Annotated in this window: 24 protein-coding genes; 13 read left to right on the top strand and 11 right to left on the bottom strand. The window is 73.5% G+C overall.

Going from position 1 to position 23,007, the window contains the following annotated elements; all coding sequences use genetic code 11:
- The first annotated feature begins 112 nt into the window (after positions 1-112).
- Both macS and ACZ31C_RS07240 read left to right on the top strand, forming a co-directional pair.
- Positions 113-1,237: a MacS family sensor histidine kinase gene (gene macS / locus ACZ31C_RS07245; RefSeq protein ID WP_465794573.1), complete on the top strand. Its 1,125-nt coding sequence runs from the start codon at positions 113-115 to the stop codon at positions 1,235-1,237.
- A gap of 14 nt (positions 1,238-1,251) precedes the next feature.
- Complete coding sequence (locus ACZ31C_RS07240) at positions 1,252-1,896, top strand: response regulator transcription factor (RefSeq protein ID WP_350693154.1); 645 nt, start codon at positions 1,252-1,254, stop codon at positions 1,894-1,896.
- 52 nt (positions 1,897-1,948) lie between these two features.
- Here the strand turns inward: ACZ31C_RS07240 and ACZ31C_RS07235 are convergent, their stop codons facing one another.
- The gene (locus ACZ31C_RS07235) at positions 1,949-2,521 is read right to left on the bottom strand and encodes a DUF5709 domain-containing protein (protein ID WP_350692591.1); all 573 of its coding nucleotides are present in this window, start codon (positions 2,519-2,521) and stop codon (positions 1,949-1,951) included.
- Positions 2,522-2,530: 9 nt separating this feature from the next.
- Positions 2,531-3,556 (bottom strand): SDR family oxidoreductase, encoded by a 1,026-nt coding sequence (locus ACZ31C_RS07230; RefSeq protein WP_465794572.1) that lies wholly within the window; start codon positions 3,554-3,556, stop codon positions 2,531-2,533.
- Between the two features lie 135 nt (positions 3,557-3,691).
- Between ACZ31C_RS07230 and ACZ31C_RS07225 the strand changes: the two genes are divergently transcribed.
- Positions 3,692-4,894 (top strand): glycosyltransferase, encoded by a 1,203-nt coding sequence (locus tag ACZ31C_RS07225; protein WP_396744369.1) that lies wholly within the window; start codon positions 3,692-3,694, stop codon positions 4,892-4,894.
- Here the strand turns inward: ACZ31C_RS07225 and ACZ31C_RS07220 are convergent.
- The 4 genes from ACZ31C_RS07220 to aroA all read right to left on the bottom strand — a co-directional run bounded on the left by ACZ31C_RS07220 (position 4,849) and on the right by aroA (position 9,158).
- On the bottom strand, positions 4,849-5,838 hold the full coding sequence (locus ACZ31C_RS07220; protein ID WP_396744792.1) for a hypothetical protein: 990 nt from the start codon (positions 5,836-5,838) through the stop codon (positions 4,849-4,851). The two genes, ACZ31C_RS07225 and ACZ31C_RS07220, sit on opposite strands and share 46 nt — an antisense overlap.
- 59 nt (positions 5,839-5,897) lie before the next feature.
- Positions 5,898-6,701 carry a histidinol-phosphatase gene (hisN, locus tag ACZ31C_RS07215; RefSeq protein WP_465794571.1) on the bottom strand — a complete coding sequence of 268 codons (804 nt, stop codon included), beginning with the start codon at positions 6,699-6,701 and terminating at the stop codon, positions 5,898-5,900.
- 64 nt (positions 6,702-6,765) lie between these two features.
- Positions 6,766-7,887, bottom strand: coding sequence for a ribosome small subunit-dependent GTPase A (rsgA, locus tag ACZ31C_RS07210; RefSeq protein ID WP_465794570.1), 1,122 nt, complete (start codon positions 7,885-7,887; stop codon positions 6,766-6,768).
- Positions 7,857-9,158, bottom strand: a complete 1,302-nt coding sequence (gene aroA / locus ACZ31C_RS07205; protein WP_465794569.1) for a 3-phosphoshikimate 1-carboxyvinyltransferase — start codon at positions 9,156-9,158, stop codon at positions 7,857-7,859. The genes rsgA and aroA overlap by 31 nt, the downstream gene beginning before the upstream one ends.
- Positions 9,159-9,260: 102 nt before the next feature.
- On the opposite strand from aroA, the gene ACZ31C_RS07200 reads away from it, so the two are divergent.
- From ACZ31C_RS07200 to rsrA, 5 genes are all read left to right on the top strand, one after another.
- The gene (locus ACZ31C_RS07200) at positions 9,261-9,971 is read left to right on the top strand and encodes an SOS response-associated peptidase (protein WP_465794568.1); all 711 of its coding nucleotides are present in this window, start codon (positions 9,261-9,263) and stop codon (positions 9,969-9,971) included.
- Between the two features lie 195 nt (positions 9,972-10,166).
- Complete coding sequence (locus ACZ31C_RS07195) at positions 10,167-10,559, top strand: WhiB family transcriptional regulator (RefSeq protein WP_350692582.1); 393 nt, start codon at positions 10,167-10,169, stop codon at positions 10,557-10,559.
- A 145-nt stretch (positions 10,560-10,704) separates the two neighbouring features.
- Positions 10,705-11,367, top strand: a complete 663-nt coding sequence (locus tag ACZ31C_RS07190; protein WP_465795004.1) for an alpha/beta hydrolase family protein — start codon at positions 10,705-10,707, stop codon at positions 11,365-11,367.
- A 261-nt stretch (positions 11,368-11,628) separates the two neighbouring features.
- Positions 11,629-12,444, top strand: coding sequence for a sigma-70 family RNA polymerase sigma factor (locus tag ACZ31C_RS07185; protein WP_350692578.1), 816 nt, complete (start codon positions 11,629-11,631; stop codon positions 12,442-12,444).
- A gap of 1 nt (position 12,445) precedes the next feature.
- Positions 12,446-12,733: a mycothiol system anti-sigma-R factor gene (gene rsrA, locus ACZ31C_RS07180; protein WP_396744389.1), complete on the top strand. Its 288-nt coding sequence runs from the start codon at positions 12,446-12,448 to the stop codon at positions 12,731-12,733.
- Between the two features lie 90 nt (positions 12,734-12,823).
- Here rsrA and ACZ31C_RS07175 read toward each other — a convergent pair whose 3' ends face one another.
- A complete protein-coding gene (locus ACZ31C_RS07175; protein ID WP_370461611.1) occupies positions 12,824-12,898 on the bottom strand; it encodes a 50S ribosomal protein bL37 in 75 nt (24 codons plus the stop codon).
- 201 nt (positions 12,899-13,099) lie between these two features.
- Between ACZ31C_RS07175 and ACZ31C_RS07170 the strand changes: the two genes are divergently transcribed.
- Positions 13,100-13,315, top strand: a complete 216-nt coding sequence (locus ACZ31C_RS07170) for a biotin/lipoyl-binding carrier protein (protein WP_139582225.1) — start codon at positions 13,100-13,102, stop codon at positions 13,313-13,315.
- Complete coding sequence (locus ACZ31C_RS07165; RefSeq protein ID WP_396744393.1) at positions 13,312-13,869, top strand: GNAT family N-acetyltransferase; 558 nt, start codon at positions 13,312-13,314, stop codon at positions 13,867-13,869. Before ACZ31C_RS07170 ends, ACZ31C_RS07165 begins: the two co-directional genes overlap by 4 nt.
- On the opposite strand, the gene ACZ31C_RS07160 is transcribed toward ACZ31C_RS07165, so the two are convergent.
- Positions 13,849-14,223, bottom strand: a complete 375-nt coding sequence (locus ACZ31C_RS07160; RefSeq protein ID WP_465794567.1) for a hypothetical protein — start codon at positions 14,221-14,223, stop codon at positions 13,849-13,851. The genes ACZ31C_RS07165 and ACZ31C_RS07160 overlap by 21 nt on opposite strands.
- A gap of 34 nt (positions 14,224-14,257) precedes the next feature.
- On the bottom strand, positions 14,258-14,866 hold the full coding sequence (locus tag ACZ31C_RS07155) for a TetR/AcrR family transcriptional regulator (protein WP_465795003.1): 609 nt from the start codon (positions 14,864-14,866) through the stop codon (positions 14,258-14,260).
- A 108-nt stretch (positions 14,867-14,974) separates the two neighbouring features.
- Here ACZ31C_RS07155 and ACZ31C_RS07150 point away from each other — a divergent pair, with 108 nt between their 5' ends.
- A complete protein-coding gene (locus ACZ31C_RS07150) occupies positions 14,975-16,555 on the top strand; it encodes an MDR family MFS transporter (RefSeq protein ID WP_465794566.1) in 1,581 nt (526 codons plus the stop codon).
- A 127-nt stretch (positions 16,556-16,682) separates the two neighbouring features.
- Here ACZ31C_RS07150 and ACZ31C_RS07145 read toward each other — a convergent pair whose 3' ends face one another.
- Entirely contained in the window at positions 16,683-18,326 is a 1,644-nt protein-coding gene (locus ACZ31C_RS07145; RefSeq protein ID WP_465794565.1) for a tetratricopeptide repeat protein, read from the bottom strand.
- 194 nt (positions 18,327-18,520) lie between these two features.
- On the opposite strand from ACZ31C_RS07145, the gene ACZ31C_RS07140 reads away from it, so the two are divergent.
- Together ACZ31C_RS07140 and ACZ31C_RS07135 are read left to right on the top strand one after the other, a co-directional pair.
- Positions 18,521-19,552 carry an SIS domain-containing protein gene (locus tag ACZ31C_RS07140; protein WP_465795002.1) on the top strand — a complete coding sequence of 344 codons (1,032 nt, stop codon included), beginning with the start codon at positions 18,521-18,523 and terminating at the stop codon, positions 19,550-19,552.
- Positions 19,553-19,577: 25 nt separating this feature from the next.
- The gene (locus ACZ31C_RS07135; protein WP_396744405.1) at positions 19,578-21,149 is read left to right on the top strand and encodes a histidine kinase N-terminal domain-containing protein; all 1,572 of its coding nucleotides are present in this window, start codon (positions 19,578-19,580) and stop codon (positions 21,147-21,149) included.
- A gap of 24 nt (positions 21,150-21,173) precedes the next feature.
- Here ACZ31C_RS07135 and ACZ31C_RS07130 read toward each other — a convergent pair whose 3' ends face one another.
- Positions 21,174-22,880, bottom strand: a complete 1,707-nt coding sequence (locus tag ACZ31C_RS07130; RefSeq protein ID WP_465795001.1) for a glycosyltransferase family 39 protein — start codon at positions 22,878-22,880, stop codon at positions 21,174-21,176.
- Positions 22,881-23,007: the final 127 nt, after the last annotated feature.

Genomic DNA, 23,007 nt, shown 5'->3' with positions numbered 1-23,007 from the left:
CCGTCCCGAGAGGAGATCGCAGAGCTTTACGCGGCTTTTACCACCGTACGTCAGGGTTAGGTGCGCCGCATCGCCGAGGACTCCCCGAACGGGCTGTGGCATGGTGACGGGCGTGTCCGCCCCCGGTGGTTTCGAACTCCCCCTCTGGCGGGCCGTCGCGGTCTTCCGGGTGGCCTCGCTGGCGTACGTCTGCGTGGTCGTGCTGCGCGACGCGGACCGCTACGCCCATCCGTGGCTGGCCGGGGTGCTGGTGCTGGTGATGGCGGTCTGGACCGCCGTCACCGCGATCGGCTACGCGACCCCGTCCCGGCGCGGCTGGCCGCTGCTCCTGGCCGATCTCGGCGTCGTGGTGGCGATCCTGCTGGCCACCCCGTGGGTGATGGGCCGCGACGCGCTGGACGCCGGACTACCGACCATGGCGGTGGCCTGGCTGAGCGGTCCGGTGCTGGCCTGGGCGGTCTGCGGCGGGCGGCGGCGCGGGGCGCTGGCCGCGCTGGTCGTCGGCGCCACCGACGTGGCCACCCGGGGGATGGCCACCCCGACCGCGATCAACGGCGCGATCCTGATGCTGCTCGCCGGCGTGGTGGTCGGGCACGTCGCCCGGCTCACCGTGACCGCCGGAGAGCGGTTGCAGCGGGCGGTCGAGATCGAGGCCGCCAACCGCGAACGGGAACGGCTGGCCCGCGACATCCACGACTCGGTGCTCCAGGTGCTCGCCCTGGTGCAGCGACGCGGCGAGCGGCTCGACGGCGAGGCCGGTGAACTGGCCCGGCTCGCCGGTGAGCAGGAGGCGGCGCTGCGCATGCTGATCTCCGGTACCGGCCCGTTGTCCGGCGACGACGTGGACTCGCCGGTGGACCTGTGCGCCCTGCTCGGCCGGTACGCCTCGGGCAGCGTGTCGCTGTCCGCGCCGGCCACCCCGGTGCCGCTGCCACCACAGGTGGCCCGCGAACTGGCCGCCGCGATCGGGGCCGCGCTGGACAACGTCGCCCGACACGGCGACGGACGCGCCTGGGTGCTGGTCGAGGACGAGGGGACGGCGGTGACCGTGTCGATCCGGGACGAGGGGCCCGGCTTCACCCCGGAACGCCTCGCCGAGGCCGCCGCCCAGGGCCGGCTCGGCGTCACCCACGCGATCCAGGGACGCCTCGCCGACCTCGGCGGGACCGCCCGGATCAGCTCCACCCCGGGCGCCGGCACCGAGGTCGAGCTCACCGTGCCGAGGAGGGAATTGTGAACGGCCTACGCGTGATGGTGGTCGACGACCACCCGATGTGGCGGGAAGGGGTGGCCCGCGACCTCACCGAGGCCGGCCACGAGGTGGTCGCGAGTTGTGGCGAGGGCCGTCAGGCGGTCCGGGTGGTCGCCGCGGCCCGCCCCGACCTGGTGGTGCTCGACCTGCAACTGCCGGACATCTCCGGGGTGCAGGTGATCCGTGGACTACGGGCGGAACGACCCGAGGTGCGGGTGCTGATGCTCTCGGCCAGCGGCGAGCAGCAGGGGGTGCTGGACGCGGTGAAGGCCGGTGCCACCGGCTACCTGTTGAAGTCCGCCGGGCTGGCGGAGTTCCTGGACGCGGTCCGGCGGACCGCCGCCGGTGAGCCGGTCTTCACGCCCGGCCTGGCCGGGCTGGTGCTCGGCGAGTACCGCCGGCTGGCCGCCGTCCGGGAGCAGGCCCCGGCCGGTACGCAGGACGCCGCACCCCGGCTCACCGACCGGGAGACCGAGGTGCTGCGGCTGGTGGCCAAGGGGATGTCCTACAAGCAGATCGCCGAGCGGCTCGGACTGTCCCACCGGACGGTGCAGAACCACGTGCAGAACACGCTCGGCAAGCTGCAACTGCACAACCGGGTCGAGCTGACCCGGTACGCGATCGAGCGCGGCCTCGACGAGTAAGAGCGACCGGCAGTAGGGCGGTGGAGGCGAGGCTCTAAGCGAGGGTGGGCGCTCAGACGGAGTGCGGCGGCCGGGTCTCGTGCACGGCCAACTCCTCCGCGCTGGCCCCGCCACCGGCCGCTCCCGCGTCGTACGCGATGGAGTCGGTCTCCTGGTCGGTGTGCGTACCCTCGTCCGGTTCGACCAGTCGACCCACGGTGGCGTCGGCGACGGTGCCCAGCCGGTCGTGGTCGTAGAGCGACACCGGGGAGTTCGGGTCGGAGGTCGGGCCCGGGTCGATCACGTCGGCGTCGAGCTGCGCCTGCGCCGCCTGCTCCCGACTGTCCGCCTCGGCCGCGATGTCCGGGTCGACCGGACCGGCCAGCGGGTCGTCCACCGGCAGCTCGAACTGCTCCCGGCCGAGCTTGTAGTCCAGCGACTCACCGTCGAGCTGCTCCTCGGCGGTGGTGCCGAACTCGTCCACCGCCACCGGGGTCCGGTCGCCGGGCAACTGGGCCGGTGCCGGACCGTCTGCCTCCCGGCCGGTCAGCACGTCGTCACCGGCCGTCGAGTCGTCGTCGGCGGTGTCCGGCAGGCCGTCGGCCTCAGGGTCGGACAGGGGAGTCGGGTACTCGTCGTCGCGCATGACTGACCACTACCCGTTGCCCTCCGGCCGTAACCGGTCCCGTCCGCGCCGTTCGGGCAGCCGCCGCTGCCGAGCCACGGCGGCGACCGTGCCGGCGGCGGCCAGGCCGACGGCCGCGCTCACCCGGACGAGCTGTCGGCGCCGCCCGTGCCAGCCGCCCTCCGGCAGCGCCTCGGCGTCCGGGCGGAAGACGTTCCCGCTGCCCTCGGCTCGGCCGGCGGGCCCGAACTGGGTGCGGTGGGCGTACCAGCCGAGGAGACGCTCGGCGGCGGCCGGGGCGAGTCGCCAGGGCAGGCCGATCAACCGGGCGGCCCCGCCCGCGTACGCCTCGCGGCGCGGCTTGCGCAGCAGCCGGACGATCGTCTCGGCGACCACCTCCGGCGGATAGACCGGCGGCGGTGGCGTCAGTTCCCGGCCGCTGTGGTTGGCGGCGTGCCGGAAGAACGGCGTGTCGATGGTGGCCGGAAGCACGGTGCAGACCGAGATCGCGCCGCGCCCGGTGAGCCTCAGCTCCTGGCGGACCGTGTCGGCCAGCCCTCGGATGCCGTGCTTGGCGGCGTTGTACGGCGACTGGTACGGCATCGCCACCTCGGCCAGGATCGAGGCGTTGTTGACCACCACACCACCGCCGGCCGCCGACAGGTGCGGCAGCGCGGCCCGGATGCCGTTCGCGCTGCCGAGCAGGTTCACGTCCAGCACCCGGCGGAACTCCGCCTCCGGGATCTCGTCGAACAACCCGACCGCGCCCACCGCCGCGTTGTTGATCCAGGCGTCGATCCGGCCGAACTCGGTCGCGGCAGCGCTCGCCAACCGGCGCACCGCGTCCGGGTCGGTGACGTCGGTCGGCACCACCAGTGCCCGACCGCCCAGCTCGCGACAGTGCCCGGCGACCCGCTCCAGAGCCGGAGCGGAGCGGGCGGCCAGCACGACCGCGCAGCCACGACGGGCCAGCGCATAGGCGGTCGCCGTACCGATGCCACTGGAGGCGCCGGTGATCACCACGGTCGCGTCGGCGAGCTTTCGGGCGAGGGGCATTCCTCATCGGTACCCCCTGGTGTCCGGGTCATGCGCGCCGGACATCGCCGGATCTGCCATGTTTCGGCTCGTCGGAGCCCGGTTAATGGGACGCTCTGACCGGAGACCACCGCCCCATCCGCATGGAGGTGACCCATGCGCGTCGGCCTCGTCTGCGCCCACGCCGCTTCGCCGCCGTCCGGCGACGGAACCGTCGTCGGCACCTACCAGCACATCGCACGGGTCGCCGCCGAACTGGCGGGCAGAGGCCACGACGTTCGGGTCTACACCCGACGGGACGATCCGGAGGCGGTCGAGAGCGACCTCGTCGACGGCTACCGGGTGGAGCGCGCCCCGGTCGGCCCGATCGCCCCGATCCCCACCGCCGAGTTGGTGCCGTACGTGCCGGCGTTCGGCCAGTGGCTGGCCGACCGGTGGTCCGGCGACTGGGCACCGGAGGTGGTGCACGGCCACTACTGGGTCGGTGGACTGGCCGCCGCGCAGGCGGTCCGGGAGACCGACATCCCGGTGGTGCAGACGTTCCACTCCCTCGGCATGGAGCAGCTACGCCACCTCGGTCCGCAGTACGACGGACCGGGCACCCGCATCCCGCTGGAACGGGCGCTGACCCGGGCGGTGGACATGGCGGTCGCCCAGTGCAACGACGAGGTGGACGAGCTGACCCGGATGGGTCTGCAACGCAGCTCGGTGGCGATGGTGCCGACCGGAGTGGACATCGACCGGTTCCATCCCGACGGCGAGGCGGCCCCCCGGGACCAGCGTCCCCGGATCCTCTCCGTCGGCGGGCTCTCCCGAGGCCACGGGCAGGACGACCTGATCCGCGCGATGCGCCTGGTGGGCGATGCGGAACTGGTGATCGCCGGTGGCCCGCCGGCCGAGGGACTGGCCCGGCACACCGAGGCCCGTCGGCTGCGTGAACTGGCCGAGCGGATCGGGGTGGGGGACCAGGTGCACCTGGTGGGCGCCGTGCCGCACGAGCAGATGGCCACCTGGTACCGCTCGGCCGACGTGGTCGCCTGCACACCGCACTACTCCTCGGCCGGGCGGGTGTCGCTGGAGGCGATGGCCTGCGGGGTGCCGGTGGTCGGCTACGCCATGGGCGGCATCGCCGACGCGGTGGTGGACGAGGTGACCGGCAAGCTGGTGCCGCCGGGCGACGTCCGGACCCTGGGGATGACGTTGCGCCGACTGCTCACCGACAACGCGGGCCGGTTCGCCTACGGGCACGCCGCGGTGGACCGGGTCCGGTGCAGCTACACCTGGGAGCGGACAGCCTCCGCCCTGGAACGGCTCTACGAGCGGGTGGTCGGTCGACGTAAGCCCGTCGAGGCGGCCTGAGGCGGCCCGGAGGCGGCCCGGGAGAGCTGGGCGGCCGGCTGCGGCAGCGGGCTCTCCGTGCCGCCCAGGCGGGACCCGGTGGGCTGCGGCCCGATCAGCGGCCTGCCGGCGACGACCGCCCGCGAGGTCTCCTGCGCGACGGCGTGGTGGTGCTGGGGCTCGGCGTACCGGGTCAGGCCGATCACCGAGGCGAGGGTGACCAGGAAGCCGACTCCGGCCAGCCACTCCCGGCCGGGCCAGATCTTGTCGTTGAGCAGCAGCAGCCCGACGATCGCGGCGGGCACCGCCCCGGCGGCGTCCATCGCGGCCACCGCCGCCGTGGTGGAGCCGCGCTGCATGGCCAGGCCGAGCAGCAGTTGACCGACCACGGAGTGACCGACCAGGACGTAGAGCAGCGGGTCGGCGAGGAACGCGTCCCAGGTCGGTGCGGAGGCGAGTGGGCGGGCGGCCACCGCGGCGGCGGAGAAGGCGAGCCCGGCCAGCGAGCCGAGCGCCACCGAGCCGGGGGCGCCGCGCAGCCGGACCGCGAAGAAGCCCAGCACCGCGATCACGCCGAGCGTCACCAGCAGGGCGATCATGCCGGCGGTGCCGAGGGGCTTGGACTGTGCCGGCCGGGCGGAGAGCACCAGCGCGGTGATCCCGGCGAAGAGCAGGAGCAGCAGCACCACCTCGGCGACCGGCAGCCGCCACTTCAGCACCAGCACACCGAGGATCGCGGTGACCCCGAGCCCGGCCGCCACGCTGGCCTGCACCAGGAACAACGGCAGGTCCCGGCGGGCCAGGAAGGCGAGCACGAAGCCACCCACCTGGCAGACCAGGCCGACCAGGTAGGCGCGGTGTCCGGCCAGGCGCAGCAGCAGACCGGGATCGAAGGTGTGCTGCACTGTGGTGCGGGCCGCGGCGACCGACTGCAACAGGTTGGCAACGCCGTACGCGACGATCATCGCCGCGAGAAAACACCAACCCGAGGTAGCCACCTGGCGAGGATAGAGGTAACCCGACGTCAGTGCGCGGCGGGCCGACCGAGCCTGCCGAGGATGTCTGCGTGCAGTGCTCCGTTGCTGGCCACCGCGCTGTTTTCGCCTCCGGCGGGGGCCGGTCGACCGGCCAGATCGGTGAAGACACCCCCCGCCTCGGTCACGATGGGTACCAATGCGGCCACGTCCCAGAGCGACAGCTCGGGTTCGACCATGACGTCCAGTGCGCCCTCGGCCAGCAGCATGTAACCGTAGAAGTCGCCGTAGGCGCGACTGCGCCAGGTGTCGCGCATCAGTTGGAGCATCGGCTCCAGCCGACCGGCCTCCTCCCAGCCACTGAGGGAGGAGTAGCAGAAGCTCGCGTCGGCCAGCGCCGTCACGGCGGAGACCCGGATCGGCTCGCCCGAGGCGGCGTCCGGGCCCACGTACGCGCCGATGCCGGTCGCCGCCCACCAGCGGCGGCCCAGGGCCGGTGCGGAGACCAGCCCGACGACCGGTCGGCCGTCCTCCAGCAACGCGATCAGGGTGGCCCAGACGGGCACTCCCCGGACGAAGTTCTTGGTGCCGTCGATCGGGTCCACCACCCACTGCCGGGTGCCGGCGGCCGGCGACGCGCCGTACTCCTCGCCGAGCAGCCCGTCCTCCGGCCGGTGCTCGGTCAGCAGGGCACGGATCGCGCGCTCCACGGCGGTGTCCGCGTCGGAGACGGGGGTGAGGTCGGGCTTCGCCTCCACCCGCAGGTCGAGCGCGCGGAACCGGGCCACCGAGATGGCGTCGGCGGCGTCGGCGAGCCGGTGGGCGAGAGCGAGGTCGTCGGCGTACCCGGTCATGCCGGACACGGTAGCGACGCCGACCCCGGGCCTTCCCGCCGGGCCGCGGTGGTCTCGGTGCGGCTCAGGGGTGCCCGCGCGGCTCGGCCTCGCCGCGCGGCTCCAGGTCACCGGCCCGGGAGGCCAGCAGCCGGCGGTACGAGGCCAGCCGACGGGGATCCGCCCGCCCCTGCGCCACCCAGGCGTCCAGCGCGCAGTCGGCCTCGTCGGCGGTGTGCGGACAGTTGGCCGGGCAGTCGACGGTGGCCTCGACCAGGTCGGGGAAACCGTGCAGCAGGCTCTCGGCCGAGACGTGCGCCAGCCCGAAGCTGCGGACGCCCGGCGTGTCCACGATCCAGCCCGGGTCGTCCGACGCGTCCGGCAGGGCGGGTAGCCGCAACGCCACCGCGCTGGTCGAGGTGTGCCGCCCCCGGCCGATCGCGCTGACCACGCCGACCGCCCGGTCGGCCTCCGGGACCAGCCGGTTGACCAGCGTCGACTTGCCCACCCCCGAGTGCCCGACGAGCACCGACACCCGACCGGCGAGCAGGCCGCGCAGGGCGTCCAGCGACGAGTCCGGCCGGATCAGCACGTACGGCAGTTCCAGCTCGGTGTAGTAGTCGAGCACCGCCTCGGGGCCGGCCAGGTCGGCCTTGGTCAGGCAGAGCAGCGGCTCGATGTCCGCGTCGTACGCGGCCACCAGGCAGCGGTCGATGAACCCGGTACGCGGCGGCGGGTCGGCCAGCGCGCTGACGATCACGAGCTGGTCGGCGTTGGCGACGACCACCCGTTCCAGCCGCCCCTCGGCGGTGCTGGCGTCGTCCTCGGCGGTCCGCCGCAGCACGGAGCGGCGGGGCGCGATCCGGACGATGCGGGCCAGCGCACCGTCCGCGCCGGAGGTGTCGCCGACCAGGGCCACCCGATCGCCGACCACCACCGACTTGCGCCCCAGCTCGCGGGCGCGCATCGCGGTGACGGTGGGGTCGTCGGGCCCGGCTCCGGCCAGCACGCAGGTGTAGCGGCCCCGGTCCACCGCGATGACGAAACCGTCCTGGGCGTCGGCGTGCCGGGGGCGGGTGCGGGTACGCGGACGCGAGGACTTGCCGGGCCGTACCCGGACGTCGTCCTCGTCGTACTCGCGTCGCCTGGTCGCCAGGTCCGCTCCTCCGTCGTCGGTCAGCTCTTGCCGGTCACCATCGCCGACCATAGTGCCGGAAACTCGGGCATGGTCTTCGAGGTGCACCCCACGTCGTTCAACTCGACGCCCGGGACGGCCAGGCCGGTGATCGCCGCGGCGTGCGCCATCCGGTGGTCGTCGTAGGTGTGGAACACCCCGCCCCGCAGCGGCCGGGGACGGATCTCCAGCCCGTCGGACGCCTCGGTGACGTCGGCGCCCAGCGCGGCGAACTCCCGGGCCAGCGCCGCCAGTCGGTCGGTCTCGTGCCCCCGGATGTGCTCGACACCGGTGAACACCGACGGGGAGTCGGCCAGCATCGCCAGCGCGGTCAGGGCCGGGGTCAGCTCGCTGACGTCCGAGAGGTCGGCGCGCAGCCCGTGGACCTTCCCGGTGCCGCGTACGGTGAGCCCCTCGGTGGTGAGCGCGACCTCCGCACCCATCTGCTGCAACAGCGAGCGGAGCAGGTCCACCGGCTGCACGCTGCTGCCGGGCCAGCCCTGCAGCGTCACCTCGCCGCCGGTGACCATCGCGGCGGCGAAGAACGGCACCGCACCGGAGAGGTCGGGCTCGATCTGCCAGCCGCGTCCGGTCAGCGGGCCCGGCTCGACCACCCACACGTCCGGCGTGCTGTCGTCCACCGCCGCGCCGGCCGAGCGCAGCATCTGCACGGTTATCCGCAGGTGGGGCGCGGAGGGCACCGGCGGGCCGACGTGGCGTACCACCAGGCCCCGGTCGAAGCGCGGGGCTGCCAGCAGCAGGCCGGACACGAGCTGGCTGGAGGCGGAGGCGTCGATCACCACCTCGCCACCGGTCACCCGGCCGGTGCCCAGGACCGCCAGCGGCAGGCTGCCCGGACCGGTGGTGTCGATCCGGACGCCGAGCGAGCGCAGCGCCTCGATCAGCGGACCCAACGGCCGGGTGCGGGCGTGCGGGTCGCCGTCGAAGGTGACCCGGCCGTCGGCCAGCCCGGCGACCGGCGGTACGAACCGCATGACAGTGCCGGCCAGGCCGACGTCGACGTGGGCCGGACCGGCCAGCGGATGCGGCCGGACCAGCCAGCGCTCGTCGTCGGCGATCGACACGTGCGCGCCCATCGCCCGCAGCCCGGCGGCCATCAACTCGGTGTCCCGGGCGCGCAGCGGCGCGGCCAGTGTCGAGGGGCCGGTGGCCAGCGCGCTGAGCACCAGGGCACGGTTGGTCATCGACTTGGACCCGGGCAGGCGCAGCGACGCCGACACCGGGTCGCTGGCCGTCGGGGCGGTCCACGGCTGCAGCGGCCGGGTCGCGGTCAGTTTCCCCACGGTTCCATTCTGCCGTGTGCGACGCGTCGGCGGACCTCGCCGTTTCCCACTCCCGGTGAACGGGACAGCCGGGCGGGCCGGTGGCGCGCTAGCGTGTCCGGCATGTGCGGGAGGTACGCCACGACCCGGAGCTCCGGTGACCTGAGCGGGCTGTTCGAGTCCGCCGACGAGACCGGTGGCGACCTGGTGGTCGACTACAACGTGGCGCCGACCGATCCGGTGCCGTTGGTGCGGGTCAGCTCCGACGGGCACCGGGTGCTCTGTCTGGCCCGCTGGGGGTTGGTGCCGCCGTGGTCCCGGTCGCCCGCAGGCGCCGCGCGCATGATCAACGCTCGCGCCGAGACGGTCGCCACCAGCCGGGCGTACGCGCCGTCCTTCGCCCGCCGCCGGGCCCTGGTTCCGGCCGACGGCTGGTACGAGTGGGTCCGTCGGTCGGACGGCACGAAGCAGGCGTTCTACCTGACCCCGCGCGACGGGTCGGTGCTCGCCTTCGCCGGCATCTGGTCGGTCTGGGGCGGGCCCGACGAGCCGCTGCTGACCTGCAGCGTGGTGACCACTGGCGCCCTGGGTGAGCTGGCCGAGGTGCACGACCGGATGCCGTTGCTGCTGCCGCCGGAGCGCTGGGCGACCTGGCTGGGCGGGGATGGCGAGCCGACCGAGCTGCTCGTCCCGCCGTCACCCGAGTGGCTGGCCGGGCTGGAGGTGCGCCCGGTGGGTCCGGCGGTCGGCGACGTGCGCAACGACGGCCCTCGGTTGACCGCCCGGGTGCCGCTGTCGGCCCCGACCGGGCCGGAAGAGGCGACTCTCTTCTGATTGCACCCCCATATTGTCGGGAGTGATTTGCCGCAGTTGCGGGTGAAAGGTGCCAGGCTCTTTCTGCCAACTTCCCGGCAGACCCTTGTCCCCGTGCCGGTAAATGCGATAGAACACAGCGCCGGTGGTGGGTGTCGTTCACGTCGGGTGAACGATGTCCATCGATATTGCTGGTCCCACGGGGGAGGTGGGTGGATGACACGGGCGCGTATGCCCCGTCCGCACGAGGTGGCCGCCGCACGGCGTGATCCACGACTGTTGAAAGCGCTGCGTGAGCGGCGACAGGACGAAGCCTGGCGCACCAGGGGGACATGTCAGAGCGTCGATCCGGAGACGTTCTTTCCGGCGCCGAACGAGCCGGCCGACGCGGCGGTGGCGCTCTGCAACAGCTGTGACGTGCAGGGCTCCTGTCTGGCCTGGGCGCTGGAGGTGGGCGACTGCCACGGCGTGTGGGGCGGCACCACGCCCCGCGAGCGGCGGGCGATGCTGGTGGCCTGGCGTGACGAGGTCCAACCGGACCCGGACGCGGCCAGCGAGGCCGGTCCGCCGGTCCGCGACCGGCTGCTCACCCTGGTGCCGCTGAGCTGATCGGAGAAGCCGGTCCGGGGCCGGACGGTACGTCGTCGACGTGGTCGTCCCGCCCCGGTGCCGGCAATCGCGCCACATGACGCGCACGGCGACTGCGGTCGACGCGACATATCCACGGCCGGGTGCGGTGGCGGCGTGGACGGCAATGCGTGCCGCCGCCGGCCTGGCCGTCGCTGGCCCGCAGAATGGAGCCGTGCCGCACGACGACCTCATCGAGACCCCGCACGGCCCGGCGCGGGTGGACACCGACCAGCCGACCGGCCCGGCCGGCGCGCTGCTGCTGCTCGGGCACGGGGCGGGCGGCGGGGTCGACGCGCCGGACCTGCTCGCGCTGCGCGACGCGGCGGTGGCCGTCGGGCTGGTCGTGGCCCGGGTGACGCAGCCCTACCGGGTCGCCGGTCGGCGTGCTCCGGCCCCGGCCGGACAACTCGACACGGCGTGGACCGCCGTGTCGACCGTGCTCCGCGAGCGCCATCCGGGCGTCCCGGTGCTGGTGGGGGGTCGCTCCAGCGGCGCGCGGGTGGCCTGCCGGACGGCGCGTGGCGTGGGCGCCGCCGGGGTGGTCGCGCTCGCCTTCCCGCTGCATCCGCCGGGCCGCCCGGAGCGCAGCCGGGCCGCCGAGTTGACCACCGGGGTGCCGACGCTGGTGGTCAACGGCGACCGGGACCCGTTCGGGGTGCCCGAGCCGGGGCCGGACGTCCGCGTGGTGATTCGGCCGGGCCAGCGTCACGACCTGCGTGGCGACCTGCCCGGGACGGCGGCGCTGGTGATCGACTGGCTGCGCGAGCACGGCTGGGTGCGGTCTTGATCGTCTGCCGTCCGGTCGACTCCGGGGCGGCAGCCGACGGCGCCTGCCGGGTCCGCGCCGTTTCCGGTGGCCGCGCCGGGTCGTTGCATCCGATGGTGTCGCCCGCCCGTTCCGGGCGGTGGCACCGGGCTCCCAGGCCCTTCCTGGTCCCAGCCGTGTGATCCGCGCGGCCGGGACCAGGATCGGGAGTCGGATCCGGAATGCCCTGGCCTGCGGTGGGTGTTGAACCCCTCGGATGACCACTGTGCGAGGGGGTGACCGGTGCCGACCGAGATCCGGAACCGGGAACGCGACGAGCGGGACGCGCGGCAGCTACGGCAGTTGCTGGCGGGCCCGGACTGGCCGGCGACGGTGTCACCGGCCGAGGTGGCGACGGGCACACCCGTCGGAACCGAATCTCCCGGCAGGTCCGTGCGCGTATCCTCGGCGGGGAAGCATCCGACCCGAGGGGATGTGCGGTTGACCACCGAGAAGACGGACGAGCGCAGGGCCCGGTTCGAGCGGGACGCGATGCCATTCGTCGATCAGCTGTACGCGGCCGGCCTGCGAATGACGCGTAACCCGGCGGATGCCGAGGACCTGGTCCAGGAGACCTACCTGAAGGCGTACGCGGCCTTCCACCAGTTCGAACAGGGTACGAACCTGAAGGCCTGGTTGTATCGGATCCTGACCAACACCTACATCAACTCCTACCGGAAGCGGCAGCGGCAGCCGGTGCAGGCGCCCACCGACGAGATCACCGACTGGCAGCTCGCCGAGGCCGAGTCGCACACCTCAAGCGGGTTGCGCTCCGCCGAGACCGAGGCGCTCGACCGGCTGCCCGACAGCGACGTCAAGGAGGCCCTCCAGCAGTTGCCGGAGGAGTTCCGGCTGGCGGTGTATCTGACCGACGTCGAGGGGTTCTCCTACAAGGAGGTCGCCGACATCATGGGTACGCCGATCGGCACCGTGATGTCGCGGTTGCACCGCGGTCGTCGTAATCTGCGCAAGCTGCTCGAGGGCTACGCCGCGGAGCGCGGCTTCTCCGCCGCTCCGTCGTCGGCCCGGAGTTCCGCTGCCACCGGCCGGGAGGTGTGACGTGAGCTGTGGGGAGCCGCACGAGACGGACTGCCGCGAGGTTCTCGCCGAGGTCTACCTCTACCTCGATCTGGAGTGCGCCCAGGAACGGCGTTCCCGGATCCGTCACCACCTCGACGAATGCGGGCCCTGCCTGCGGGAGTACGGCATCGAGCAGGAGGTGAAGGCGCTGGTGGCCCGGTGCTGCGGCAACGAGTCCGCGCCGGACGAACTGCGCGAGCGGCTGCGGGTACGCCTCAGCGAGATCGTGGTCTTCGAGAGCACCGAGTCCCGCGAACTGGCCGACTGACGCGTCGGCGCGCCGGAGACGACGACGCCGGTGGCCCGTACGGGCCACCGGCGTCTCGCTGTCCGGTCCGGCGGGACCGGAGCGCCGTCGTCAGGAGTTGGGGCGCTTGCCGTGGTTGGCGGCGCTCTTCTTCCGGGCCTTCTTCTTGCGGGCCTTCTTCGCCATACTGACCTCCTCGTGATGATCGCCTGCGCACGACCTCGACTCCGGGGCACGCTACCGGCCCTCCCGGAGCCAGGGTCCGACCCGTTGATGCTAGTGCGGTCGGCGTCGAAGCATCCCGCCCGGGGCTGCTGCTCGCCGCCCGGGGACGACCGTCACGTGATTGGATGTGGCGCAGGCAGTCGCGAGAGAAGGGGCCGGGAGATGGCCGAGGAGATCCGCGCCGAGATGGTGGCGAACGTCTGGAAGGTCGTCGCGTCGACCGGGGACACCGTGTCCGAGGGGGACACCCTGGTGATCCTGGAGTCGATGAAGATGGAGATCCCGGTGATCGCCGAGTCCGACGGCGTCGTCCAGCAGCTCGCGGTCAACGAGGGCGACGTGGTGCAGGACGGTGACCTGATCGCGGTGATCGGTTGACCGGCGTCCTGGTCCGACCGGCCGCGCCGGCCGACTTCGCCGCGGTGGCCCGGCTGACCGTCGCGGCGTACGAGGCCGACGGCCAGTTGAAGGGCGAGCACGGCTACGCCGAGGTGCTGGCCGACGTCAGCGGTCGGGCGGCGCACGGCCTGATCCTGGTCGCCGTCGACTCCGCCACCGGCCAGGTGCTCGGCACGGTCACCTTCGTCCTGCCCGGCAGCAGGTACGCCGAGATGTGCCGGCCGGACGAGGCGGAGTTCCGGATGCTGGCGGTCGATCCGGCCACCCAGGGTCGGGGTGTCGGTGCCGCCCTGGTCGAGGCGTGCGTGGCGGAGGCGACCGAGCGCGGCTGCACCGCGTTGGCCATCTGCGTACGCGCCGGCCACGCCGAGCCCGCCCACCGGCTCTATCAGCGGCGGGGCTTCGTCCGCGTACCGGAGCAGGACTGGTCGCCGTTGCCCGGCGTCGACCTGCTCGCCCTGCGACTGGCTCTCACTGCGGCACCGCCGGGCCACGACGACACCGGGTACGGCTCAGCCGATCGCGACGAGTAGGCCGAGTGCGGTGAGTGCTATCGAGACCGGCACCATCACGGCCCGCTCCGAGCGGCTCCGGGAGAGCGCGTTCGGCACGATGGACAGCGCCGCGTAACCGACCACGACCCACATCGCGATGCGCGCGACCGATCCGGCGAGCACGTCGATCAGCCCCGCGCGATCGAGGGCGATCACGGCGATGACCGCGTACACGACGACCGACACCGCGCTGCCGAGCCGGAGCGGGCGGGGCAGCACCTCGTGTCGGCCGCCCCAGGCGAACCGGCCGAGCGGTGCGCCGAGCGCGAGCGTGATCTGGAAGGTCGCGAGGAGGGCGAGCAGCACGACGAGGGCCAGGGCGGCGAGAGGCATCGGCTCAGTGTAGTGATCGTCGGTGCGCGGTCGATCACTCCACGGCGGGGGTGGGTTCGGCAGCGGAACCCGACTGCGCAGCGATCGCGGCGAGCAGTTCGTAGGCGACCTCCAAGGCCACCCGCTTGCGGTCGGCGTCGGTGATCTCCGGCATGCGTACGGCGAACCAACTGCTGTGCACCGCGAACAGGGCCAGCACGGCGCGGAGCTGGGCACCGGCGCTGTCGTCGCCCCGGCAGAGCACGGAGGCCAGCCGGAACATCCGCTCCCGCATGTCCCGGCCGGCGGAGAGGTTCTTCAGGGCCGTCTGGTTCTGCTCGAAGAAGCGCATCACCGAGGGCTGTTCGCCGCCGAACATCGCGTCGGCGTACCGCTCGATCAGCGCCTGGCGGGTGGCCAGCGTGTCCGGTTGGGCCTCGCCCCACGAGATCAGCGTGTCCATCCGGCCCAGCCGGTCCTCGACCACGCTGGTGACGATCTCGTCCTTGCTCTTGAAGTGGTAGTAGAGGGCGGCCTTGGTCACTCCGAGTCGTTCGGCGACCTCACGCAGCGAGGTCGCCTCGTAGCCCTGCTCGGTGAAGAGTTCCAGCGCGACGGCCTTGATCCGCTCCCGGGTGCCGCCTGTGCTCTGGCTCACCTGCACCACCTAATCCAGTTGACCGTCATCTGCTGTCCAACTTACCGTCCGGCTAGTAAGGTAGCTAGCCGGTCGGCAAGTAAGTGCGTCACGTCTCGGGGGGAGAGCTTACCGATGGCCTCACAACAACAGGCCGCCGTGCGACCCAACATTCGACTCGTCCTGTTCGGGCTGATGATCGCCATGATGCTGGCGATGCTCGACAACATGATCGTCAGCACCGCGCTGCCCCGCATCGTCGGCGAGTTCGGTGGGCTCAACCACTTCACCTGGGTGGTCACCGCGTACGTGCTGGGCACCACCGTCTCCACCCCGATCTGGGGCAAGCTCGGCGACCTGTACGGCCGCAAGAACGTCTTCCTCACCGCCGTGGTGCTCTTCCTGCTCGGCTCCGCGCTCTGCGGTATGGCCGGCTCGTCGATGCTCGGCGGACCCGACGACGGCATGGTCCAGCTCATCGCCTTCCGCGCGGTGCAGGGCCTCGGCGCCGGTGGCCTGATGGTCGGTGTGATGGCGATCATCGGCGACCTGGTCCCGCCCCGCGAGCGCGGCCGGTACCAGGGCATGATCGCCGGCATCATGGCCATCGCCATGGTGGCCGGACCGCTGGTCGGCGGCTTCATCACCGACCACCTCTCCTGGCGCTGGGCGTTCTATGTGAACCTGCCGCTCGGCGGGGTGGCGCTGGTGCTGCTGATCGCCACTCTGCGCCTGCCCCGGTACCGCACCGAGCACCGGATCGACTGGCTCGGCGCCGCGCTGCTGTCGGTCGGCATCACCGCGATCGTGCTGATCACCACGTGGGGCGGCAACGAGTACGCCTGGCGCTCCCCGCAGATCCTCGGCCTCGCCGCCCTGGCGCTCGCCGCGCTGGTGGCCTTCGGGTTCGTCGAGCGGCGGGCCCCCGAGCCGATCCTGCCGCTGGGCCTGTTCGCCAACCGGAACTTCGCCCTGATCTCCACGATCGGCTTCCTGCTCGGCTTCGCGATGTTCGGCGCGATGAACTTCCTGCCGCTCTATCAGCAGACCGTGCAGGGCGCCTCGGCCACCAACTCGGGCCTGCTGCTGCTGCCGCTGATGTTCGGCATGCTGGTGGTCTCGCTGCTCGTCGGCCGGGCCATCACCCGGACCGGTCGCTACCGGATCTATCCGATCGTCGGCGGCGCGGTGATGGCCGTCGGGCTCGCCCTGCTGAGCCTGCTGGACGTGCACACCAGCAAGCTCCAGTCGTCGCTGTACATGATCGTGCTCGGCGTCGGCATGGGCTTCCTCATGCAGACGTCGATGCTGATCGCGCAGAACAGCGTGGAGCAGAAGGACCTCGGCGCGGCCAGCGGCGCGGCCACCTTCTTCCGCTCCATCGGCGGCTCGTTCGGCATCTCGCTGTTCGGCGCGATCTTCGCCAACCGGCTCGCCGGCACCGCCGCCGGTGGTGCCTTCAGCGGCGGTGGCGAGGCCGGGGCGGCGATGAACATCGACCAGCTCCGGGACCTGCCGGCACAGGCCCGCGAGGCGGTGCTCGGTGGGCTGGCCGACGCGATCTCGCACGTCTTCCTGTGGGCGGTGCTCTTCGCCGTCCTGGTGCCGGTGCTGGCCTGGTTCATCCGGGAGATCCCGCTGCGCACCAGCAACGAACCGACCGGCACTCCCGAGGAGCAGGCCGAGACCGCCCTGGCCCGTTCCCCGTCCGCGTGAGCCGCATGAGCCGGATGTAAGGAGGGGTCCCCTGCTAACGCCTCGTGCATAGCAGGGGACCCCTCCTTACATCCGTAAGATCCGTAAGCGCGAGGTGCGCGGAACAGCCGAGCGCGAGGTGCGCGGATCAGGGTGGGCCGGCCAGGCGGGGACGGAACGGGCGTAGCAGCCGGCTCAGCAGGACGCGGAGCGGAGAGCGGTGCCCGCCGCCGGGTGATCCGGCCAGGGAACGTGCCAGGGTGACGCTGTCGGGGTCGAGATCCGGGGTGGCCAACGCCAGGTGGGCCAGGGAGGCGGCCATCGGCACCGGGCCCTGCCGGGTCGCCTCGGCCACTGTGGCCAGTCGGGCGGCGACCAGCCCGGCCACGTCGGGTCGGACCGACGGGTCCACCCAGGCGGCGGTGACCAGCGCGAACAGGGCCGCCTCGGCGACCTCCTCGGTGTCGGCCAACTCGGTGAGCACCCGCCGACGCGTCGAGGCGGACCACGGCTCGTCGGTGCGGTGGTGCAGCAGGCCGAGGCAGGCCCACACCTGCACACAGCGCACCCAGAGCGCGGGGTCCTGCCCGGCGAGCACTCGGCCCAACGCGGTCGGCGGGGCCTCCGGCGGGTGGGCCAGCAGGCCGAGCAGATCCGGCAGGTCGAGCGTGGCCAGCCCGACCGCCGTGTCGTACGCGGCCGGGGGGTGCGGCCAGGCGGGGTGGGCGAGGTGTTGCAGTCGCCGGGCCGCGTCCGCCGACGGTGGGGACGGTGTCTCGCCCGCCTCCTGCGCAGGCGGACGGGAGCCGACCGGTGTCACCTGTCCCAGCCAGGGCCGGCCCCGGCAGCACTCGGCGAGGTCACCGTGCTCGTGCGAGTCGTCCGGGTGGTCGCGGACGAAGTCGGCCAGCGCGACCAGGTGGCGTACGTCGCCGTCGCGCTGGAACCGCAGTCGGTGGGCGGTGTGCACCGCGCAATCGAAGGACGGGTTGCGGACCAACGCGCGCTCGATCCAGACCAGCGCCTCGTCCAGCCGGCCGTGGTCGGCCAGCGTGCCGGCGATGTCGGCGTACACGGCGAGGTCGTCGGGATCGTGGTCGACGGCACGGCGCAGCGCGGCGAGCGCCTCCCGGGTCCGGCCCGCGCTGCGCAACGCGTACCCGAGCCAGACCTCACCGATCTTGGACGGCGCCGCGCGTACGCCCCGGGTGGCCCAGCGGACCGCGAGCGGCACCTCGCCGACCCGCCGGGCCAGCGCGGAGGCCGTGCCGAGCAGCAGCCCGTGTTCGGGGTGGACGGTGACCGCGTTGCGGGCCAGCGTCAGGTAGGCCGCCAGCGCGGCCCGGTCGGACGCGGGCACCGGATCGGGGGCGGCGGCGCAGACCTGCATCAGGACCCGTGCCGCCTGGTCCGGGCCGAGGCGTTCGGCCAGTTCGGGCGAGGTGACCCAGGGGACGCCGGCCCAGTCCGCGCCCGGTGCGTGCGCGGTGGCGGCGACCAGCAGGTCGAGCCCCTCGGCGGGGCGGCCGGCGGCGGCGAGCAGGTGTGCCCGCGCGACGACCGCGCCGATGAAGGTGTGGTGTTGCAGAGGGAAGAGGTCCACCGCGTCGTCACCGCCGACGGCGGCCAGCCGAGCCAGGGTCTCGTGCACCTCGGGCAGCGTCGGCGCCCGGGCCAGCGCGGCCGCGACATGGTCAGCGGCGTGTGCCAGGTCGCCGGAGTCCAGGGCCCGCCGGGCCAGGGCCAGTTCCTCCGTCGCCGGCAACGCCCGATCGTCGGTTCCCTCGGCCACGTGGTCCTCTCGGTGGTAGGTACGGGTTGCGCGGTGAGGTCGGGTCAGCGTAGGTGACGCCACCCAGTTTTGGTGATCCACTGCGCAGTACTGCGCGTTCGGTTGCCCGTATGTGAAGAAACCTGCAAGACTGAGCATCAAACGCGCGGGAACCGCGCAGGGGAGGAGTTCGCGTGACGCGCCCAGGTAGCGGCATGGCCGCCGACATCGACGAGCAGCCGGCCGGTTACGAGCGACTGCTCTCCGCCGAGTACGCCGCACCGATCGCCCGGGTCGCCGCCGTCATCGCCGAGCGCCGCCCACGGCACGTGGTGTTCACCGCGCGTGGCACCTCCGACCACGCCGCGCTGTACGGGGCGTACCTCGCCGAGATCCGTCTCGGCCTGCCGGCCGGGCTCGCCTCGCCGAGCGCCGTCACCCTCTTCGGCGCCCGGCCGGATCTCTCCGACGCCCTGGTCGTCGGCGTCAGCCAGAGTGGCGGCTCGCCCGACCTGGCCGAGGTGCTCCGGGCTGCCCGGGACTCCGGCGCCCTCACCCTCGCGGTCACCAACGCGCCGGACTCCCCGCTGGCCCGGACCGCCGAACTCTCCGTCGACATCGCAGCCGGGCACGAGCGGGCGGTGGCGGCCACCAAGACGTACACCGCGGAGCTGCTCGCCCTGCTCCTGCTGGTCGAGGGGATCCGGTCCGGCGACGGCACGCTGCCGGACGACGAGCGCCGGGCCCTGGCCGCGCTGCCGGAGCTGGCCGCCCGCACCCTCGCCGACCCGACCGCGACCCAGCTCGCGCCCCGCTACCGCTTCGCCGGTCAACTGGTCACCACCGGCCGGGGGTACGCGTACCCGACCGCCCGGGAGGCCGCGCTCAAGCTGATGGAGACGTCGTACCTGCCGGCGCTGTCCTTCTCCGGCGCCGACCTGCTGCACGGTCCGCTCGCCATGACCGACCCGGACGTGCCGGTGCTGGCCGTGGTCGGCTCCGGGCCGGGCGGTCAGGCGATGCGCGAGGTGCTGCCCCGGCTCGGCGAGCGTCGCGCCGACGTGGTCGTGGTCGGCTCCGCCGAGGTCGAGGGGGCCACCCGGCTCGGCGTCCCCGAGGTCGACGAGCGCTACGCCCCGCTGCTGGACATCCTGCCGCTGCAACGGTTGGCGCTGGCTCTCGCGCTGACCCGGGGCGAGGACCCGGACGCGCCACGGGGCCTGAAGAAGGTCACCGCGACGATGTGACCCTCGGCGTGGCACGCTGGTCGGCGTGTCAACGCTGCGTGATCTCGCCGAGGAGCACACCCGTCTGCGTCCGGCCGACATCGACCACCTGCATCGCATCGCCGGTGACTGGCAGTTGCTGTCCGACCTGTCCTTCGCCGACCTGCTGCTCTGGGTCCCGGTGGACGGCGAGGGGAGCTTCCTCTGCGTGGCCCAGGTCCGCCCGACCACCGCGCCCACCGCGTACCAGGACGACCAGGTGGGACGCATCGTCGGCGGCCCGGAGGTGGCGCACCTGGAGGTCGCCTACGGGCAGGGCCGGATCTGGCGGGAGGGCGACCCGGTCTGGTACGGCGACGTGCCCGCCCGACACGAGGCGATCCCGGTCCGGCTGCGGGCCGCCGACGGGGAGTCCGACGAGGTGATCGCCGTGGTGGGCCGGGACACCAACCTGTCCACCGCCCGGACCCCCAGCCAGCTCGAATTGAACTACCTGACCACTGCCGACGACCTGGCGCAGATGATCGCCGACGGCACGTTCCCGCCGCCCCGGCACCCCGGCGAGACCACCTCGGCGCCCCGGGTCGGCGACGGCCTGGTCCGGCTGGACGCCGGTGGCAAGGTCACCTACGCCAGCCCGAACGCGCAGTCGGCGTACCGCCGGTTGGGCTACGCCTCCCACCTGGTGGGCGAGGATCTCGCGGCGCTGCACCGCCGGCTGGCCAACGACCCGCTGGAGGGGACCGAGGCCGGCAACGGCATCCTCGCCGCGCTGCGTGGCGAGGCGCCGCCCCGGCGCGAGATCGACGCCCGGGGCGCGACCATGCTCACCCGGGCCCTGCCGCTGATGCCCGCGGGTGTGCCGATCGGCGCGCTGGTCCTGGTCCGGGACATCACCGAGGTACGCCGCCGGGACCGCGCCCTGATCACCAAGGACGCCACCATCCGGGAGATCCACCACCGGGTGAAGAACAACCTGCAGACCGTCGCGGCGCTGCTGCGCCTCCAGGCCCGCCGGGTCGGCATTCCGGAGGCGCGGGTCGCCCTGGAGGAGTCGGTACGCCGGGTCGCCTCGATCGCGTTGGTGCACGAGACGCTCTCCATGTCCAGTGACGAGGCGGTCGAGTTCGACGGGATCGTCGACCGGGTGGCCAGCGCGGCGACCGAGGTGGCGGCGACCGAGGTGAGCGTCGGGATGCGGCGTACGGGCAGCTTCGGGGTCCTGCCGGCCGAGATCGCCACCTCGATGGTGATGGTGCTCAACGAACTGCTGCTCAACGCCGTCGAGCACGGCTTCCCGTCGGCCGGTGAGGCCGAGGACGAGGACGGAGTCGAGCCGGAGCCGCCGGGCCAGCCCAGCGTCGACGCGCCCGAGGTGGTGGTGTCGGCGCACCGGGCCCGCAAGATGCTGCACGTCACCGTCGCCGACAACGGTCGGGGGCTGCCGGACGACTTCGACGCCTCCGGCGGGAGCAAGCTCGGCCTGCAGATCGTCCGGGCGCTGGTCACCGGGGAACTGCGGGGCAGCATCGAACTGCGGCCCGGTGCCGAGGGCGGCACGGAGGCGGTCCTGATCGTCCCGCTGGCCCGCAGCGCACCCGAACGCCCCGGCGCCTGAGTGACCGCGTCGGCAGCGGGCCGGTCAGCCGCCGTCGGCGGTGAGCAGCGCGACGGTGAGGCCGGGGCGGGGCCAGACCCGGGTGACGGTGTAGCCGGTCCGCAGCGCGTCGCCCTTGGCACCGGCAACGGCGGCCAGCGGGTCGGCGGGGCGGCCCGCGACCACCAGCCAGACCCGGTCCACCCCGGCCAGGCACTCCGTCGGCCGGTCGCACTCGGCGGCCCACAGGTCGCCCCGGCGCTGCGGGTCCGCCACCGCCAGCACGTCCCGGGGGGTCCGCTCGCCGAGGTGGTAGCGCAGCCCCAGGTCGAGGAAGAGCCAGCTCTCCCGTGGCGAGTAGACGACCGCGTCGTCGGGGCGGAGGTCGTCGGCCACGATCCGGGCCGCGCCCGCGTAGTCGACCGTGGCGCTGCGCGGCCACTCGTGGGTACGCCGCAGCGCGGCCTGGTCCGGCAGGCCGAGCAGCCCGGCCAGGGCCACCACGGCGAGCGCACCGGGTGCCCGGACGGTACGCAGTGCCGCACCGGCCAGCAGGCAGCCGAACGGCACCACGAAGACCAGGTAGCGGGGTACCCAGAGCGGGACCACGGATCCGGCGGCGAAGAGCAGCAGCACGGGAAGCAGCACGCAACTGGCCGGCAGCAGCACCCGTCGACCGGCCCGGACCGTACCGAGGGCGGCGAGCCCGACCAGGAGGCCGCCGACCACCCCGCTCTGCACCACCCCGCCGGGCAGCGCCGCCAGGTCCCCGGGCCGGGCGGCGTCCACCCAGTCCAGTTGCCGGGCCCGCTGTCCCCGCGCCCGCAGCGCCAACGGGGCGACCGCCGCGAACACCGGCACCGACGCGAGCGCCCACCCCCACACCACCCGCCGCCGGAACCGCCGCCGCCCCTCGCCGGCCCCGATGCCGCCGCCGGTCGCGGGGCTGAGGTCCGGGGCCGGTGGCCGGTTCGGTGACGCCGGGTCGGCCGTTCCCGATGCTGCGGTGCCCGACGCTGCGGTGCCCGACGCTGCCGTGTCCGGTGCCGCGGTGCCCGGGGTGGGTGGCCGGTCCGGGGGCTCCGGGGCGGCGGGCGGTGCGGTGGTGCCCGGTGCAGCGGTACGGGGTGCGGTGGTGAGCACGGCGACGGCGTGCGCGGCGAGCAGGGTGAGCGCGACCAGGTGGGTGAGCCCGAGGGCGGCGGTCGCCACGGCGTACCCGGCCCAGCGGCGTGGACCGGGACGGTGCAGCGCGTCGACGAGCAGCAGGGTGCTCAGCACGGCGAGGGCGGTGGCCAGCGCGTACGGGCGGGCCTCCTGGCCGTAGCGGGAGGTGCTGGGCAGGACCGCGAACAGCAGTCCGGCGAGGGTGCCGACGCGGGCGTCCCAGAGCCGCCGACCGAGCGCTGCGGTCAGGCCGGCGGCGGCGGCCATGGCCAGTGCGGACGGCAGGCGCAGGGCGGCCACCGAGTCGCCGGCCACCGCGGTCCAGGCGTGCACGAGCAGGTAGTAGGGCGCGGCGGCGGCGTCGATGGTGCCGGTCAGCCGGAACAGGTCGGTCGCCGGCCGGGTGGCGGCGCTCCAGGTGGCCAACTCGTCCCGCCACGGTTGGGCGGAGTCCAACCCGGCCAGCGTCACCAGCAGGGTCAGGCCCGCCGGGAGCAGCCAGACCGGCAGCGCACGCAGGCGTACGCCGCTGAGCCGGACGCCGGTGCCGGCAACCGGGACCGACCTATCGGACAAATCCCCCACATCGCGAGCCTGCCACATGATCGCGCTCCGAGTGGCGGCAGCGACCGCCCGTGATGTGGGATGCGGCACGCAGTCATTGGCCGGCCCATACCCGGTGTGGCAACATGACGTTCATGACTGCCGCCGT

This window comes from Micromonospora sp. NPDC023869, from assembly GCF_055559695.1.
Note: the sequence above shows the minus strand (reverse complement) of the source record. Positions and strands in the feature narration are given on the sequence as shown.